This window comes from Ancylobacter defluvii, assembly GCF_018390605.1.
Lineage (GTDB): Bacteria > Pseudomonadota > Alphaproteobacteria > Rhizobiales > Xanthobacteraceae > Ancylobacter > Ancylobacter defluvii.
Genome location: NZ_JAHBGD010000002.1, coordinates 130489 through 145678, shown reverse-complemented (window position 1 = coordinate 145678; position 15190 = coordinate 130489). Strand labels below are relative to the sequence as shown.

At 67.6% G+C, this 15190-nt stretch carries 13 protein-coding genes; 10 read left to right on the top strand and 3 right to left on the bottom strand.

Features of this window, described 5'->3' with window-relative positions; genetic code table 11:
• Positions 1–84 precede the first annotated feature (84 nt).
• From KHC24_RS00630 to KHC24_RS00615, 4 genes are all read left to right on the top strand, one after another.
• Positions 85–2850 (top strand): xanthine dehydrogenase family protein molybdopterin-binding subunit, encoded by a 2766-nt coding sequence (locus KHC24_RS00630; protein WP_213358517.1) that lies wholly within the window; start codon positions 85–87, stop codon positions 2848–2850.
• Entirely contained in the window at positions 2847–3359 is a 513-nt protein-coding gene (locus KHC24_RS00625; RefSeq protein ID WP_213358516.1) for a (2Fe-2S)-binding protein, read from the top strand. The genes KHC24_RS00630 and KHC24_RS00625 overlap by 4 nt, the downstream gene beginning before the upstream one ends.
• A 12-nt stretch (positions 3360–3371) precedes the next feature.
• Positions 3372–3992 carry an Isoquinoline 1-oxidoreductase subunit gene (locus KHC24_RS00620; protein WP_213358840.1) on the top strand — a complete coding sequence of 207 codons (621 nt, stop codon included), beginning with the start codon at positions 3372–3374 and terminating at the stop codon, positions 3990–3992.
• Positions 3993–4133: 141 nt separating this feature from the next.
• A complete protein-coding gene (locus KHC24_RS00615; protein ID WP_213358515.1) occupies positions 4134–5057 on the top strand; it encodes a ribokinase in 924 nt (307 codons plus the stop codon).
• A 7-nt stretch (positions 5058–5064) separates the two neighbouring features.
• Here KHC24_RS00615 and rocF read toward each other — a convergent pair whose 3' ends face one another.
• Entirely contained in the window at positions 5065–5988 is a 924-nt protein-coding gene (rocF, locus tag KHC24_RS00610) for an arginase (protein ID WP_271180578.1), read from the bottom strand.
• A gap of 307 nt (positions 5989–6295) precedes the next feature.
• On the opposite strand from rocF, the gene KHC24_RS00605 reads away from it, so the two are divergent.
• From KHC24_RS00605 to KHC24_RS25340, 3 genes are read left to right on the top strand one after another with little or no spacing between them, the layout of a single operon-like run.
• On the top strand, positions 6296–6526 hold the full coding sequence (locus KHC24_RS00605; protein WP_213358513.1) for a hypothetical protein: 231 nt from the start codon (positions 6296–6298) through the stop codon (positions 6524–6526).
• A 15-nt stretch (positions 6527–6541) separates the two neighbouring features.
• Positions 6542–7459 (top strand): dihydrodipicolinate synthase family protein, encoded by a 918-nt coding sequence (locus KHC24_RS00600; RefSeq protein ID WP_213358512.1) that lies wholly within the window; start codon positions 6542–6544, stop codon positions 7457–7459.
• 7 nt (positions 7460–7466) lie between these two features.
• A complete protein-coding gene (locus tag KHC24_RS25340) occupies positions 7467–7595 on the top strand; it encodes a hypothetical protein (RefSeq protein ID WP_271180577.1) in 129 nt (42 codons plus the stop codon).
• Positions 7596–7602: 7 nt separating this feature from the next.
• On the opposite strand, the gene KHC24_RS00595 is transcribed toward KHC24_RS25340, so the two are convergent.
• Both KHC24_RS00595 and KHC24_RS00590 read right to left on the bottom strand, forming a co-directional pair.
• Positions 7603–8523 (bottom strand): LysR family transcriptional regulator, encoded by a 921-nt coding sequence (locus KHC24_RS00595; protein ID WP_213358511.1) that lies wholly within the window; start codon positions 8521–8523, stop codon positions 7603–7605.
• A gap of 135 nt (positions 8524–8658) precedes the next feature.
• Positions 8659–9582, bottom strand: coding sequence for a LysR family transcriptional regulator (locus tag KHC24_RS00590; protein WP_213358510.1), 924 nt, complete (start codon positions 9580–9582; stop codon positions 8659–8661).
• Positions 9583–9759: 177 nt separating this feature from the next.
• Between KHC24_RS00590 and KHC24_RS00585 the strand changes: the two genes are divergently transcribed.
• From KHC24_RS00585 to KHC24_RS00575, 3 genes are read left to right on the top strand one after another with little or no spacing between them, the layout of a single operon-like run.
• Positions 9760–10581: an alpha/beta hydrolase gene (locus KHC24_RS00585; RefSeq protein WP_213358509.1), complete on the top strand. Its 822-nt coding sequence runs from the start codon at positions 9760–9762 to the stop codon at positions 10579–10581.
• Positions 10582–10599: 18 nt separating this feature from the next.
• Positions 10600–11901 carry an efflux RND transporter periplasmic adaptor subunit gene (locus tag KHC24_RS00580; protein ID WP_213358508.1) on the top strand — a complete coding sequence of 434 codons (1302 nt, stop codon included), beginning with the start codon at positions 10600–10602 and terminating at the stop codon, positions 11899–11901.
• A 45-nt stretch (positions 11902–11946) separates the two neighbouring features.
• On the top strand, positions 11947–15129 hold the full coding sequence (locus tag KHC24_RS00575) for an efflux RND transporter permease subunit (protein WP_213358507.1): 3183 nt from the start codon (positions 11947–11949) through the stop codon (positions 15127–15129).
• Positions 15130–15190: the final 61 nt, after the last annotated feature.

Here is a 15190-nt window from a genome sequence, read left to right as displayed (position 1 = left end):
AATACTGTCTCGTGTGTGCCTGTGGTTTCTGTGCGTAGCGGTGCGATGGTCCGAACGCCGGAACTCCGTTATGGAAATGGTATAATGTTGCCGTCTCGACGAGAATTCATGAAGTGGAGCGCGGCCGGCGGCATCGTGCTCAGCCTGTCTCGTTTCGCCGGTGCGCAAACGCCCGACTTCCTGGAGCGCGAGACGCTGCCGGGCAGGGGCGTTCCCCATCCGGCGGTCGGCCGCGTCGATGGGGTGGCGAAAGTCACCGGCGCCAAGCTCTATGCCTCGGATTTTCGCGCCGTCGACCTGCCGGGCTGGCCGGCGCAAACCCATCACGCGCTGCTGCTGCGCACGCCCGACGCCAGCCACGTCTATGAAGGGCTTGCACTCGATGGTCTCGGGGCCGATGCGAAGCCGGTGGTCATCGTCACCGCCGAGGACGTCGCCAAGATCGGCTTGCGGGTGCCTTCCTTCTATACGGGCGACCTGTTCTGCCCGGTCGGCACGACGCCGCTCTATCTCGGCCAGCCTGTGGCGCTGCTCATCTTCGACCGCTTCGACGCCTATGATCGGGCTCGCACCTTCCTCCGTGACAATCCACATCTGAAGTTCGGCGCCGAGACCGGGCCTCTTGCCCGGCCGAATTACGGCGCCTTCCGCTTCACCCGTGTCGCCGGTGCGACCCCGGATGCGCCGGACCTGTATTCGCCGATCCAGGAGGGCTGGATCAGCCCCGGTTTCGTCGAGAGCAGCGGCCGACCGGTCTGGCAGGTGCTGCCGGATGCCAAGGGCGCCGACTACGTCAAGGGCGCCACCTATGGCACCGCGATCCGCGACGAACTGGCCAAGCCCGCAGCCGGCACACTGGTGCTCGACCGCTCCTTCGCGACCCAGTCCATCGACCCGATGTTCCTCGAACCGGAAGCCGGGCTCGGCTTCTACGAGCCGGGCGTCAAGAAGCTCGATCTCGTGCTCGGCGTGCAGTCTCCCTTCGAGGCGGCTGAGGCCATCGCCTACATGCTCGGCGAGGCGATGCCGGACTTCAAGCCGGCGAGCATTGACGGCAAGTTCTGCTATGTCGGTGGCGGCTTCGGCGGGCGCGACCACACGCCGTTCCCGCTCTATCTGGCGCTGGCGGCGCTGTTCTTCCCCGGCCGTCCGGTGCGACTGGCGCATGACCGCTACCAGCAGTTCCAGGGCGGCATCAAGCGCCACGCCTTCAAGATGCGCAGCCAGATCGCGGTTGACCGCGCCAGCGGTACGATCGCCGCCTTCGCCGCCGACCATGTGCTCGATGGCGGCGGGCTGATGAACTATTCGGTCAGCGTCGCGGTGGTCGCGGGGACCGGCGCCATCGGCATGTACAGCGTGCCGAAGGTCGACGTGACCACGGTCGCCGAACACACCCGCGGCGTTACCGCCGGGTCGATGCGCGGCTATGGAACCGTGCAGTGCCTCACGGCGCTGGAAACGCTGGTCGACGAGGTGTGCACGACGCTGCCGCTCGACCCGATCGAATTTCGTCGTCGCAATGCGCTCAAGGTCGGCGGGCGCACCCTGACCGGCAATCCCTATTCGGTTTCCGTCCGGGCGCCGGAAATCCTCGACAAGCTCGACGGACACCCGATCTGGCGTAATCGTATGGCGGAGAAGGCGAAGGCGCGGGCCGGCGTGCTGGTGGGCACAGGCGTCGCCTGCGCGGCCAAGGATTACGGCACCGGCGCCGATTGCTCGCTCGGCACGGTGGAGGTCGATGCCGAAGGCCGTATCTCGATCCATAGCGACGCGGTCGAGATGGGCAACGGCATCGGCACCGCGCTGGCAAACCGGGTGGCCGGCCATATTGGCGGCATCGCCGATCAGGTCACGGTGGCGCAGGTCGACGTGTTCGACGCGCTCGGTCTCGTCAAATCCGGCGATCCCTATTCGATCACCCAGGCGGAGCAGGACAAGGCGGCGGCCAATCCGCGCTGGGTGCCGGAAATTTCCTCGGCGACCAGCGCGTCGATCGGCGCCCATGTCGGCACGCAGGCAGCCTCCGAGGCGGCGCGCGTAGTGTTTCGCTTCGGCCTGTGGCCGGCCGCGCTGGCCATCTGGGGCATCCCGGCCGCCGATCCGCGCGTCAACCAGTGGGACCAGGCGTTCTGGCAGGGCGAGACGCTGATCTTTTCCGGCCTGCCGCCGCTGGCGCTCAAGGCGATTGCCGCCAAGGCGCACCAGCAGGGCGGCGTCACCGGCGCCATGACGCATGCCTTCTCGCGCTGGGCGTGGTCCGAGGCGACCTTTGCGCTGCCCGGCGGCGACTGGTCCGCCGATATCGACGCGCTGGCGGTGCGTCGCGGCAGCGGCGAGTTCCAGGTGCTGGACCGCAAGGCGGTCGCCTTCCCGCCCACCGACTACAACCGCATCGGCACCTCCTTTGCCTCCATGTGCGGCACGACGGTGCGGGTGGAGATCGAGAGAGCCACCGGCAAGCTCACCATCGCCAAGGCCTATAGTGTCGTCGAATGCGGCCAGGCGCTGGTGCCGGAGATCGTTCTGGGGCAGGCACAAGGCGGCTTCGCCATGGGCGTCGGCCAGGCCCTGCTGGAGGACCTGCCGCCCTTCGAGGAGGGACCCGGCAACGGCCAGTGGAATCTCGGCCGCTACGTGGTGGCGCGCGCCTCCGACCTGCCGCTGCACGACCTCGAGATCGAGATCCTGCCGCCGCTGTCGCCGCGCGAACCGCCCAAGGGCATGGCTGAGGTGGTGATGATTCCGGTCATACCGGCGTTGCTGAATGCCATCTTCGATGCCACCGGCCATCGCTTCCAGTCGCTGCCGGTGACGCCGCAGATGATCAAGGGAGTTATCGGGTGACCGCGCTCAGCCTCACCATCAACGGTCGCGCCATCGGCCCCATCGAGGTGCGCGACGACCTTTCGATGAACGATTTCCTGCGCGAGGTGCTGGGTATGACCGGCACCAAGTTCGGCTGCGGCGCCGCCCAGTGCCTCAGCTGCGCGGTGATCGTCGACGAGGACGGCGCCAGCTCCACCCGGCCGACCTGCATCGCCCCGGCAGTCGATTTCAATGGCCTGACCATCCGCACCGTCGAGGGGCATGCCGCCGGCGGCGCGCTCACTCCGCTGCAGGTGAGTTTCATCGAGCATTTCGCCTTCCAGTGCGGCTATTGCACGCCGGGCTTCCTCAATGAGGGGCAGGTGTTTCTGGAGCGGCTGGCGCGCGATCCGATCCCGCGCGCGGAGCTGGAGCGCACCATTACCGAGGCGCTGGACGGGCATCTGTGCCGCTGCTCCGGCTATGTGAAGTACCATGAGGCGGTGCGCGCGGTCGTCCTGGCCGATGCCGGCCGCTATCTGACCTGAGAAGGTGCCATGATGATCCGCGAATGGCGCTTTCCCGCCCTGATGGTGGCCGCCGTGCTGGCGAGCGCGCTGGCGACCGGTTTCAGCGGTACCGGCGTCTCGGCGACCGGGGCGGGGACGCTGGCGGCGCCGGCCGACTTCGCCCATATCGCCGACCCCAAGGCCCGCTCGGCCGCCTATTTCACCGAGCTTGGCAAGGTGTTGACCAATCCGCGCTGCACCAACTGCCACCCGGCGACCGACCGGCCGCGCCAAGGCGACGAGGCCCGGCTGCACCAGCCGCCGGTGTTTCGCGGCCTCGACGGCTTCGGCCTCGATTCGATGCGCTGCAGCAGCTGCCATCGCGCCGCCAATTTCGATCCCGCTCGCATGCCGGGGCACGAAGCCTGGCATCTCGCGCCGCCGGAAATGGCCTGGGAAGGCAAGACGGTTTCGCAGATCTGCGAGCAGATCAAGGACCCGAAGCGCAACGGCAACCGGACGCTGGCCGATCTCATCGAGCATATCGGCAAGGACACGCTGGTCGGCTGGGCGTGGCATCCGGGACCCGGACGCACTCCGGTGCCGGGCACCCAGGCCGAGGCCGGCGCGCTGGTCGAGGCATGGGCCTTGTCCGGTGCGGCCTGCCCCTGACAGGTGCCCAGTATTCCTGACGGATTGGCCGCAGGAGATCCTCCGGCGACTTTCCCCTCAAAGGGGCTTCCCTTTCCGCACCAACAAGCGGCATCACAGGCTGGCCGAGGATGCCTCGGCACAGCGTGGGAGAGGGCAGCCGTGATCGTCGTATTCGGATCCATCAACATGGACCTCGTCGCGACGGTCGTCGCCATTCCGCGGCCGGGGGAGACGGTGCTGTCGCCGGGCTACCGCACGCTGTTCGGCGGCAAGGGGGCCAACCAGGCCGTGGCTGCCGCCCGGGTCCATGACGGCAGGGTCGCCATGGTCGGGCGGATCGGCCGCGACGGTTTCGGCGAGGCGTGCCGCGGCAATCTCGCCGCGAACGGGGTGACGATCGATCACCTCACGGTCGACGACGCGCCCACCGGCTGCGCCTTCATCACCGTCGATGCGCGCGGCGAGAACGCCATAACCGTCGCCAGCGGCGCCAATGGCAATGTCTCGGCGGCCGATCTGCCGGAGGCGCTGCTGGGACCGGACACCATGGCGGTGATGCAGATGGAGGTGCCGCTGGCCGCAAGCCTTGCCGCCGCGCGGCGGGTGAAGGCCGCGGGTGGGAGCGTGATCTGGAACTTCGCGCCGGCTCCCTCCGCCGTCGCGGCGGCGGACCTCGCGGCGCTGCTGGCGCACACCGATATCTTTGTCGTCAATGAACTGGAGGCCTGTGCCGCGGCTGCGCTCATGGAGGAGCCGGCCGATGATTGGGACGCGGCGGCGCGCACCGTCGCCCGGCTCGGCCATACCACCTGTGTCGTCACCGCCGGGGCGTTGGGCGCCGTGGCTTATGCGCCCGACGGCACACGCCTCCATGCGCCGGCGCTGAAGGTGACGCCGGTCGACACCACCGGCGCCGGCGACACCTTCGTCGGCATATTGGCGGCGGAGATGGTGGCCCATGGCCAGCTGGCCGATGCGTTGCATCGGGCATGCCTCGGCGCATCGCTGGCCTGCCTTGCCGAAGGTGCGCAGACCGCCATGCCCACCCGCGCCGCTCTTGCCGCGGCCGATACGACCCGCTGATTAAGAGTCAGTGGCTCCGAGTCGGGCGGTCGAGCACGCGCCGGCCCATCAGGCTGGCCACCAGATCGACGATCAGCCGCGCGGTGCGGCCGCGCTCATCCAGAAACGGGTTGAGTTCGACGAGATCGAGGCTGGTGACGAGGTCGCTGTCGTGCAGCATCTCCATCACCAGATGCGCCTCGCGGAAGGTGGCTCCGCCCGGCACGGTGGTGCCGACGCCGGGCGCGATGTCGGGATCGAGAAAGTCGACATCGAGACTGACATGCAGCAGGCCGTCGGCGGCGGCGACCTTTTCGAGGAATCCACGCAGCAGGACGGCGACGCCGTGCTCGTCGATGGCGCGCATGTCATGCACGGTGACGTCGCCGGCAGCGAGCCGCGCCCGCTCGGCGGGGTCGACGCTGCGTATGCCCATCATGCAGATGCGGGCCATGTCCAGCGGGGCGGCGAGGGGCGGGAAGATGCCCTCGAAACCCGGCTGACCCGTGGCATAGGCCATCGGCACGCCATGGAGATTTCCACTCTCGGTGCTGTCGAGCGTGTGCAGGTCGGGATGGGCGTCGAGCCAGAGCACGAAGAGCGGCCGTTCGAGATCGGCGGCGCGACGGCTGAGGCCGGACAGGGTGCCGGCGGCGAGGCTGTGATCACCGCCCAGGGTGATGGGCATGCCCTCGGCGCTGGCGTCATAGATCGTCGCGGCCAGCAGCTCGGTCCAGGCGACGATCTCCGGCAGGGATTTGATGGCGGCATTGCCGTGCCGGACCTCGGGCTGGCTGGTCGGCGCCAGATTGCCGCGATCGACGACGACATGACCGAGTTCGCGCAGCGCGCCGGCGAGGCCTGCCGCGCGGAAGGCGCTCGGCCCCATGTCGCAGCCAAGCCGGCCGGTTCCCTCCTGCACCGGAGCCCCCAGCAAGATGCATGTCGTCACAGCAGCCTCCCCATTTCGAGGCGGAGAGACTAGCAAGCCTCCGCGGCGGTGCGAACAGCCGACTTCGGCGGGGAAGCGGCTCCGGTCCGCGTAGCGATGCTGGCGGGTTGCATCGCGCATGGACGATGCATGCGCACGCCTTTTCCCCGCCGCGTCACCAGGGGCGCGCCTCGTTCCCATCATACGTCGGACCGGTCTTTATGCCGGCCTTATGGAGCGCGGTTCAGATCGCAATCGCTTCCTGAGGTTGACCTACCTAGCTTGACGTTGCGGCGCACACGACGCGCCGGCAAGGTGATGATACGCCATGAAACGTCTCAAGCATGCGCTGGCGGCACGGATCGTTCCGATCGCCAATACGTTGCGCTTCGCCGTCGGGAGGGACCGGCTCGGCCATTGGATAGCCCTTGAACTTCAAGGGCGTGGCGGCGGTTTCTTCCGCAGCAGGGAAGCGGCCCTCCACTATGCCGTCACCGAGTGCGGCGGCCGGCGAAGCGCCGTGCGCCTCGTGCGGCGTCCGCTGCTCTTGTCCCTGTAAGGCGGGGAAATCTCAATGCTCAATGGAACATTGGTGCCGTTGGTCACGCCGTTTCTCGGCGCGGCGGTCGATGAGGATGCCTACGCCCATCACATCGAGGGGCTGTTGGCCGCCGGCGTCGGCGGGCTGATCGCTGGGGCCATCGCCGGCGAGGGGCCGACGCTGGCGTCTGCGGAAGCGCTCCGGCTGGTGCGTATCGCCACCCGCATCGCCGGAAGGCGCGTGCCGGTGATCGCGGCAACCGGCACCCATTGCACGGCGACGACGATCCGCGCGACACGGGATGCCGCCGAGGCCGGGGCCGCGGCGGCGATGCTGGTCACGCCCTATTACAACAAGCCGTCGCAGGAAGGCCTCCGCCGGCATTTCGAGGCGGTGGCACGGAACTGCGAACTGCCGCTGATCCTTCACAACGCTCCGCAGCGAACCAATGTCTCGTTGGCGCCCGAGACGATGCGCCGGCTCCTGGAGCAGCCGGGACTGTTCGCGCTGTTCGACGAGGACGAGAATTCCGCTCGCAGCGCGGCCTTGGCACAGAGTTGCGCCGAGCGGCTCTGGAGGATCGCGCCGGGCTGCCAGGCAGCGTTCGCTCCCGGCATCCGGGCGCCGCGCGCCTGCATCGCTACGCTGGCCAACGTCGTGCCGCATCTGTGCGCACGGCTTTGGCAGAAGCGGATGAGCGGACAGGTGGAGGAGGAGGCGCGACTGGCGGCGCCGCTGATCCGGTTGCAGCAGGCCGTCGATCTCGAACCGGAGCCGACCGGCATCAAATATGCCGTCTCGCTGCTCAACCCGGCCTTCTCGCCCATCCCCCGCCTGCCGCTCGTGGAGCCGGCGCCGGCATCGGCTGCGGCCATCCGCGTCGCCCTGGCCGGGCTGACGATCGCGGATGAGCGTGTCCGCGGCGCCTGCCAAGGGCTGCTTCATGCCTGAGCGGAACATGCATCGCCCTAGCGGCGGCCGGATCAGCCGCCAGCGCAGGCGCCACGCCGCCGTGGCACGCATCGCGCTCATCATGAGCGCGGTGCTCGCCCTCGCCATGTTGCTGAGCCGGCTCTCGCCTTTCTGACCCGCCTTCAGGCGGGAGACGGCCGATGCTCCCATGTCGAGCGGATGATCTCCACCAGCTGGCGCAGCGCGGCGTGGTTCTGCCGTCGGCTCGGATAGTACATGGCGAAGCCGGCGCCGGTGGAGGCCCAGTCCGGCAGCACGATCTCGAGCCGCCCATCAGCGAGGTGCGCCCGCACCCGCTCCTCCAGCACATAGCCGATGCCGAGCCCCCGGACGGCAGCATCGATGGTGGTCGCGGTGTCGTTGAAGGTCAGGGTGCCGGGCAGGTCGAGGCGGATCAGTCGTTCGCCGTCGCCGAGCTCCCAGCGAAAGACCGCGTTGTTGCCAAGCATCAGCCGGAGGCAGCGATGATCGCCGAGTTCTTCGGGGAGACGCGGCCGGCCGAAGCGGGCCAGATAGCTCGGCGACGCCACCGTCACCCAGCGCAGCGGCGGGGTTAGCGTCATCGCCACCATGTCTTCCGGTATGGTGTCGCCATAGCGTATGCCGGCGTCGAAGCCTTCCGCGACGATGTCGACCGGTCGATCCTCGACGGCGACAGAAAGCCGGGTCTGCGGAAAGCGCTCGACGAAATCGGGCAGCGCCGGACGCAGCAACAGCATCGCGGCATCGGCCGGCACATTGAGGCGGATCTCGCCGAGCGAGGCGGCGCGTTCGCCGGCCGCCTCGTCCAGCGCGGCGGCGATGGTATCGAAGCCTTCCCCCAGCCGCTCGGCAAGGGTGAGGCCGAGCGTCGTCGGCGCCACCGACCGGCTGGTGCGGTTGAGCAGCCGCGCACCCAGGCGGGTCTCCAGCCGGCGGATCGCATGGCTGAGCGCGGAGGTGGTGACGCCGATCTCGATGGCCGCGCCGGTGAAGCTGCGATGCCGGACGATGGTGGCGAAGGTGCTGAGATCAGCGAGGTCGGAACGCGAAAAGGCGGCCATGCGTGAACTGAGATCCGAGTTTCCTTGAAGCAGGTTCATCAAATCCCGGCCGACCGGTTGGGGCAAGTCCAAGCACAAGTCCAAGCTCGAGCTCAAGCCAGCTTGATGCATGCTCCGCGTGAGGCCCCGACGGCGTCAGCGCGCCGGCCGACGGCGCAGCATGTTCGAGGTGGCGAACAACTCCGCCACCCAGTCGACGAACACCCGCAATCGGCTGCTCAGATGCCGGTTGGGCGAGTAGACCACATGCAGCACGATGGGCTCGGAGTGCCACTCCGGCAGCACCCGCACCAGCCGGCCGCCCTCCAGATGCGGTTCGATCAGCGAGTAGATGGACTGTGCGATGCCGAGCCCGGTCAGGCAGGCGGCGAGATAGGCGGTAGAATCGTTTACCGCCAGCACATACGGCGGATCGAGTTCATAGACTTCCTTGCCGCGCACGACGTCGAAGGACATACGCCGGCCGGTGCGCGGGCTGAAATAGGCGATGGTCTGGTGGCCGCTTTCCAGATCGCGCGGATGCTCCGGCATGCCGTGGCGCTGGATGTAGCCCGGCGTCGCGCACAGCACGAGCTCGATCTCGCCGACCCGTCGGGCGATCAGGCCGGGATCCAGCACGTCGCCGCCGCGGATGGCACAGTCGATGTTCTCCGCCACCAGGTCGGCCGGGCGGTCGGACACGCCGAGATCGAGCTGGATGTCGGGATAGCGCGCATGGAAGTCCGGCAGGGCGGGGATCAGCACGTGCAGCGCCAGCGAGGTGCTGGTGTCCACGCGCAGCCGCCCGGCCGGGCTTGCCTGCGAACGCATCATCGAGCCGTCGAGCTCCTCGAGGTCGGACAGCAGCGTCACCGCGCGCTCGTAATAGGCGGCACCGTCGGGCGTCACCCCGACCCGGCGGGTGGTGCGGTTGAGCAGCTTGGTGCGAAGATGCGCTTCAAGCTGCTGGATCAGCTTGGTGACCGTCGGTTTCGGCATGTCGAGGAGGTCGGCGGCGCGGGTGAAGTTCCCGGCCTCGACCACTCGGACGAAGGCCCGCATTGCCGCGATCTGGTCCATGCCCTGGCTTCTCCCCACCCCGGCGTGACGAATGAAACCCGATATTGTTTCCCTGTATGAATAATGAAATCCCGAATCCGATATTTTTTCATCCTTGCTGAAGGACTAAATCTCGCTGCACTGCAGCAGGGGTGAAATCGGGTGGTTGTCGTGGCCCCCATTTCCCAAGGTGATTTCATGTCGGCTCAATGGACCGAGGACAGGCTGGAACTGGATGGAACGGCGTTGCCGGTTCGCGTCTATCGCGCCGGCACGTCGTTGCGGCCGGTGCCGCTTGTCCTGCATCTTCATGGCGGCACCTTCACCTGCGGCGATTTCGATTGCAGTGCCATGATCTGCCGGGCGATGGCCGAGGCCGGGGCCGTCGTGGTTTCCCTCGATTATCCGCTGGCGCCACAGCATCCGTTTCCCGCCGCGCTCAATATCAGCTTCGCCGCACTCGGCCTGCTCTATCGCCAGCGCGCCCAATGGGCGGGGCGGGGCGCCAAATTGTTCGTTGCCGGTGAGGAGGCAGGTGCCAACATCGCCGCCGCGCTCACCCTGATGGCCCGCGACCAGCATCATCCGCCGGTCGCCGGCCAGATCCTGATTTCGCCCATGCTCGACCCGAGCCTGGCTTCCGGCTCCATCCACGCCGCCGAGGCGGGCGCTGCCGGCTGCAAATGGGCGGATGGCTGGCACTCCTATCTCGGCTCGGCCGATAAGGGCGCGCATCCCTATGCCGCACCGCTCGGCTCGCGCCGCCTCGGTGGAGTCGCGCCGGCCCTCATCATCACCTCGGACGACTGCCCGATGCGCGACGAGAGTCTCGACTATGTCCATCGCCTCCAGGGTTGTGGCGTGCCGGTCGAGAGCCATGTCGTCGCCGATGCCTCCGACTGGCCCGAGGACAACCCAAATGCCGCCGGCCTGCCGCCCTGGGCGCAGGAACTGCGGCCCTTGTTCGCTTCCTTTCTGGCGGGGCGCTCTGTCGCCATCGCCGATACCGTTCAGGCCTGAGGGCCGGGAGATCCTCGCATGAGCACCGAAAACGCTCGCAGTCACGCCGCCGTTCCGGAAATCGTCCAGGCCGAACTCGCGCGCATCGAAACGCAGACGCCACGCCGCCGCTGGCGCGATGCCAGCCTCGCCTTCGGCCTCGCCGGTGTGGCGACGGCTGCCGCGGTCTGGTTCGCCTGGCCGATCAGCACCGCCCTCGCCACCGATCCGCCAGCACAGGCCCAGGCGCCGCAGGCGACGCCGGTCTCGGTCGCGGTGCTGAAGACCCGCGACACCATGGAGTGGGACGAATTCTCCGGCCGCCTTCAGGCGGTAGAGCGCGTCGAGGTGCGCCCGCGCGTCGCCGGCGCGGTGCAGACGGTTCATTTCCGCGAGGGCGCGCTGGTGAAGCAGGGCGATCTTCTCGTCACCATCGATCCCGAGCCCTTCCAGGCGGCCCTGGACCGCGCCGATGCGTTGCGCGAGGCACTCGTCGCGCAGGTCGAATTCTCCCGCAGCGAGGTCGATCGCGGCAAGCAGCTGGTCGACAACCGTGTCGTCTCGGTCCGCGATCTCGACCAGCGCACCAATGTCTTCCGCGAGGCGCAGGCCAATCTGAAGGCGGCGGAGGCCGCGGTGCAGACGGCCAAGCTCGATCTCGGCTACACCGAGGTGCGCGCGCCGGTGGATGGCCGCGTCGGCCGGCTGAACGTCACCGTCGGCAATCTGGTCGCGGCCGGCCCCACCTCGCCGGTACTGACGACGCTGGTCTCCGTCGATCCCATCTATGTCGGCTTCGACGCCGACGAGAATGTGGTCAGCGAAGTGCTCGCCACGATCGGCGACGGCGACGTTCTCAGCCAGATCGATCGCATTCCGGTGGAGATCGCCACGGCGACCACCGGTGCCGACCCGATGCGCGGCCATCTTCAGCTGGTCGACAACCAGGTCGATGCATCGACCGGCACCTTCCGGTTGCGCGCGGTGTTCGACAATCCGCAGGGCCGCCTGGTGCCGGGCCAGTTCGCGCGGGTGAAGATGGGCCGCGCAAAGACCGAGCCGGCGCTGGTCATCAATGAGCGTGCCATCGGCACCGATCAGGACAAGAAGTTCGTCTTTGTCGTCGATGCCGACAGCAAGGCCTCCTATCGCGAGGTGAAGCTCGGGCCGCCGACCGAGGGGCTGCGCGTGGTCACCAGCGGCCTGAAGGATGGCGAACGCGTCGTCGTCAACGGCCTGCAGCGGGTGCGCCCTGGCGCGCTGCTGGCGCCGGAAATCGTGCCCATGGAAACCGCCTCCGCCGCCAAGGCGACGGACTCCGCCACCGTCGCCGCCCAGTAAGGCTCACAGCCTTGGTCTGCTGACCTCCTTTGGGGGGAGGACGCTATGAATCTATCCAAATTCTTCATCGACCGGCCGATTTTCGCCGGCGTCATCTCGGTTCTGATCTTCGTCGCCGGCCTGCTGGCGCTGCGGGTGATGCCGATCTCGGAATATCCCGAGGTTGTGCCGCCGCAGGTCATCGTGCGTGCGCAATATCCCGGCGCCAGCCCCAAGGTCATCGCGGCCACAGTGGCGACGCCGATCGAGGAGCAGATCAACGGCGTCGAGGACATGCTGTACATGTCCTCGCAGGCGACGACCGATGGCGTGATGACGCTCACCGTTACCTTCAAGCTGGGTACCGATCCCGACAAGGCGACGCAGCTGGTGCAGAACCGCGTCAGCCAGGCCGAACCGCGCCTGCCCGAGGAGGTGCGCAGCCTCGGCGTGACGACCACAAAAAGCTCGCCCAACTTCATCATGGTGGTGCATCTGGTCTCGCCGAACGACCGCTATGACATCACCTATCTGCGCAATTACGGCGTCTTGAACGTCAAGGATCGGCTGGCGCGCATCGCCGGCGTCGGTCAGGTCGACATGTTCGGTGCTGGCGACTACTCGATGCGGGTCTGGTTGGACCCGCAAAGGATCGCCGAGCACGGTCTGTCGGCCGGGGACGTCGTCAACGAGATCCGTGCGCAGAATATCCAGGCGGCGGCCGGCATCGTCGGCGCCTCGCCCACCGTTCCGGGCGTCGATCTCCAGTTGTCGGTGAACGCCGCCGGTCGCCTCGAGACCGAGGAGGAATTCGGCGACATCGTGGTGAAGACCGGCGATGACGGGCAGGTGGTGCGCCTGCGCGACGTCGCCCGTCTCGAACTCGGTGCCGCCGACTATGCGCTGCGCTCGCTGCTCGACAACAAGCAGGCGGTTGGCATCGGCATCTTCCAGGCGCCGGGCTCCAATGCGCTGGAGATCGCCGACAACGTCCGCAAGACGATGGAAGAGGTGAAGAAGACGATGCCGGAAGGCGTCGACTATGCCATCGTCTATGACACCACCCGCTTCGTCGATGCCTCGATCGAGGCGGTGATCCACACGCTGTTCGAAGCGGTGCTGCTGGTCGTCATCGTCGTGGTGGTGTTCCTGCAGACCTGGCGCGCCTCGATCATCCCGCTGCTCGCCGTGCCGGTGTCGATTGTCGGCACCTTCGCGGTGATGTATGTCTTCGGCTTCTCGATCAACGCCCTCAGCCTGTTCGGCCTGGTGCTCGCCATCGGCATCGTCGTCGACGACGCCATCGTCGTGGTCGAGAATGTCGAGCGCAACATTGAGGAGGGGCTGTCCCCGCGCGACGCCGCCTATCGGGCGATGAGTGAGGTGTCCGGTCCGATCATCGCCATCGCGCTGGTGCTGGTGGCGGTGTTCGTGCCGCTCGCCTTTATCTCCGGCCTGTCCGGCCAGTTCTACCGGCAGTTCGCGCTGACCGTCGCCATCTCGACGGTGATCTCGGCGATCAACTCGCTGACGCTGTCGCCGGCGCTCGCCGCGCTGCTGCTCAAGGGCCACCACGCCGAGCCGGACTTCCTGCAACGCATAATCAACGCGCTGCTTGGCTGGTTCTTCCGCGGCTTCAACTGGGTGTTCTCGCGCAGCTCCAATGGCTATGGCCGCGGCGTGCGTGGCGTGCTCACCGTGAAGAGCGTGGTGATGCTCTTCTATGCCGTGATGCTCGGTGCCACCTGGTGGCTGTTCCAGACCGTGCCTTCGGGCTTCGTGCCGGCGCAGGACAAGCAGTATCTGGTCGGCTTCGCCCAGCTGCCCGACGGCGCCACGCTCGACCGCACCGAGGAGGTCATCCGCAAGATGACCGAGATCACGCTGGCCGAGCCGGGCGTGGAGAGCGCGGTGGCGTTCCCCGGCCTGTCGATCGCCGGCTTCTCCAACTCGTCCAATGCCGGCATCGTGTTCTCGACGCTCAAGCCGTTCGAGGAGCGCACGACGCCCAACCTCAGCGCCGGCGCCATCGCCATGTCGCTGAACCAGAAATACGGGGTGATCCAGGAGGCGTTCATCGCCATGTTCCCGCCGCCGCCGGTGCAGGGCCTCGGCGTGGTGGGCGGCTTCAAGATGCAGATCGAGGATCGCGCCGGCCGCGGCTTCGAGGAACTGGCGCGGGTGACCAACGCCTTCATGGCCAAAGCGATGCAGGCGCCGGAGCTCGTTGGCCAGTTCACCACCTTCCAGGTGAACGTGCCGCAGCTGTTTGCGAATGTGGACCGGACCAAGGCCCGCCAGCTCGGCGTGCCGATCCAGTCAGTGTTCGAGACGCTGCAAGTCTATCTCGGCTCGCTCTATGTCAACGACTTCAACAAGTTCGGCCGCACCTACTCGGTGCGCGTTCAGGCCGATGCGCCCTATCGCGCCAAGCCGGAGGACATCGGCAAGCTGAAGGTGCGCTCGAATTCGGGTGAGATGATCCCGCTCTCGGCGCTGCTGAGAGTGGAGACCACCGCCGGGCCGGAACGCGCCATGCGTTACAACGGCTTCCTGTCCGCCGACTTCAATGCCGGACCGGCGCCGGGCTTTTCCTCCGGCCAGGCGCAGGATGCCGCGGCGCGTATCGCTGCCGAGGTGCTGCCGCCCGGCTTCGACTTCGAATGGACCGACCTGACGTATCAGGAAATCCTCGCCGGCAACTCCGCGGTGCTGGTGTTCCCGATCGCGCTGCTGCTCGTCTTCCTGGTGCTGGCGGCGCAGTATGAGAGCCTGACCTTGCCGATCGCCATCATCATGATCGTGCCGATGGGTATTCTCGCGGCGCTGTTCGGCGTGTGGCTGGGGGGAGGGGACAACAACATCTTCACCCAGATCGGGTTGGTGGTGCTGGTCGGCCTGTCGGCGAAGAACGCGATCCTGATCGTCGAGTTCGCCCGCGAGCTGGAGTTCACCGGCAGCAATCCGGTGGATGCGGCGGTGGAGGCGGCGCGGCTTCGGTTGCGGCCGATCCTGATGACCTCCTTCGCCTTCATCATGGGCGTGCTGCCGCTGGTCCTGTCGACCGGTGCCGGCGCCGAGATGCGCCATGCCATGGGCGTGGCGGTGTTCGCCGGCATGATCGGCGTCACCTTCTTCGGCCTGTTCCTGACGCCGGTGTTCTACGTGCTGCTGCGCGCACTGACCGGCAACCGGCCGCTGCGCCAGCATGGACAAGGCATCGCCGCGCTGCCGCACGCAGCGGAGTGAGGCAGCCGAGCTGACGACGGATGAAGCCCGCCCGGTCCCAGGACCTGGCGGGCTTCATGCT

What these genes read in the sequence shown, in the direction of transcription:
- KHC24_RS00590 (WP_213358510.1), bottom strand. Translation starts at nt 9,582, where the DNA reads ATGGACCAGATCGCGGCAATGCGGGCCTTCGTCCGAGTGGTCGAGGCC.
- KHC24_RS00605 (WP_213358513.1), top strand. Translation starts at nt 6,296, where the DNA reads ATGAAACGTCTCAAGCATGCGCTGGCGGCACGGATCGTTCCGATCGCC.
- KHC24_RS00585 (WP_213358509.1), top strand. Translation starts at nt 9,760, where the DNA reads ATGTCGGCTCAATGGACCGAGGACAGGCTGGAACTGGATGGAACGGCG.
- KHC24_RS00595 (WP_213358511.1), bottom strand. Translation starts at nt 8,523, where the DNA reads ATGGCCGCCTTTTCGCGTTCCGACCTCGCTGATCTCAGCACCTTCGCC.
- KHC24_RS00575 (WP_213358507.1), top strand. Translation starts at nt 11,947, where the DNA reads ATGAATCTATCCAAATTCTTCATCGACCGGCCGATTTTCGCCGGCGTC.
- KHC24_RS25340 (WP_271180577.1), top strand. Translation starts at nt 7,467, where the DNA reads ATGCATCGCCCTAGCGGCGGCCGGATCAGCCGCCAGCGCAGGCGCCAC.
- KHC24_RS00580 (WP_213358508.1), top strand. Translation starts at nt 10,600, where the DNA reads ATGAGCACCGAAAACGCTCGCAGTCACGCCGCCGTTCCGGAAATCGTC.
- KHC24_RS00620 (WP_213358840.1), top strand. Translation starts at nt 3,372, where the DNA reads ATGATCCGCGAATGGCGCTTTCCCGCCCTGATGGTGGCCGCCGTGCTG.
- KHC24_RS00630 (WP_213358517.1), top strand. Translation starts at nt 85, where the DNA reads ATGTTGCCGTCTCGACGAGAATTCATGAAGTGGAGCGCGGCCGGCGGC.
- KHC24_RS00600 (WP_213358512.1), top strand. Translation starts at nt 6,542, where the DNA reads ATGCTCAATGGAACATTGGTGCCGTTGGTCACGCCGTTTCTCGGCGCG.